At 67.4% G+C, this 1,129-nt stretch carries 1 protein-coding gene and 1 pseudogene; both read left to right on the plus strand.

The window, feature by feature from the left end:
- A pseudogene (locus VBE63_RS30020) lies at window positions 1-519 on the plus strand (hypothetical protein); the annotation flags it as partial.
- Between the two features lie 307 nt (window positions 520-826).
- The coding region (locus tag VBE63_RS30025) for a hypothetical protein (RefSeq protein WP_323686622.1) at window positions 827-1,129 on the plus strand (303 nt) is incomplete at its 3' end.

Genomic DNA, 1,129 nt, shown 5'->3' on the forward strand with positions numbered 1-1,129 from the left:
GTCGATCTGCTGATGCAGGCCGATGCGGCGCTGATCGAGCGCATCGGTGCCGGCACGGTGCTGGTGATCGATGTCGGTTTCTTTTCGGTGGACTGGTCGGTGCTGGTCAACGGTGATCTGCGACGCACGCGCTCAGGGACCAGTTTGGAGGCAATGAGTGTGCTGATCGATGCCGCAGCGGCGCGGCTCTGTGCCGGGCGCGGTGGCAAGGCGCCGGTGGCGGCGATCGAGCAGGCCTTGGCGGCGCGGCGCTCGCGGATTCTGCTGCATGGCGAGTGGGTGGCGTTGGCGCCGGTGCTGCAACTGGCCGCGCGCGAGGTGGCGCAACGGGCACTGGAGGCGTTGCGTCAGGATCTGCGCCATGAGCAGACCAATCCCGACCTGCTCTTGCTGAGCGGGGGTGGCGCGGCGCTGTTCGCGCCGGTGGTGCGACGGGTCTTTCCGCGTGTACCGCTGCATCAGGCTGCAGACCCAGTCGGCGCGAATGCGCGTGGTTATTTCCACTATGGCTGCCGCTGAGCGTTTGCGCATCCAGGTCGGGATCTGCGCACGCCGGCATCCGGAGCTGTTCGCCATCTTGATGCGGGTGTCCCAGCGCGGGCGCGCAGACCGGCTGCGACAGTTGGCTTTGCTGGGATTGAGTGGTCAGTCGCGCGTGGACGCTGAGCCCCCTTCAGGAACTACGGCGTCTCCGCCCGAGGCCGATGCGCGATCGCCACCGGAGCCCTCCTCCATCGCTTCCGAACCCGACCCCCAGCTCGTCGCCGATCGGGCACGCCTGCTGGAGGCTCTTCACCTGTCTGACTAAGCTTGAGGTCCACTTGCCATGACTGCGTTGCTTTCTCCTGAAGCCCTGGTCGAATCGATTCAGCGTCTGAACCGCGCCTATCTGCAGACGGCACGCGATGGTCTGCGCGCGCAACCGGCGTTGGCGCGGGCGCTGTTTGGTCTCGAGCCACCCTTGGCGCCCTGGCTGGCGAGCGCCGACTCGGAAGCCGTTGAGCGTCTCGCGCGGCTGCCCGGGACCTTGTTTCATCCGCGCTTGCCGGCGGAGCCGCACCGCTTGCTCGCGGCCTGTGCGCGCTCGTCCGATGATCAGGCGCTGCCGGCGCTGCATCTGTTGCTTCAT

The organism is Lamprobacter sp. (assembly GCF_034860625.1).
Classification (GTDB): domain Bacteria; phylum Pseudomonadota; class Gammaproteobacteria; order Chromatiales; family Chromatiaceae; genus Lamprobacter.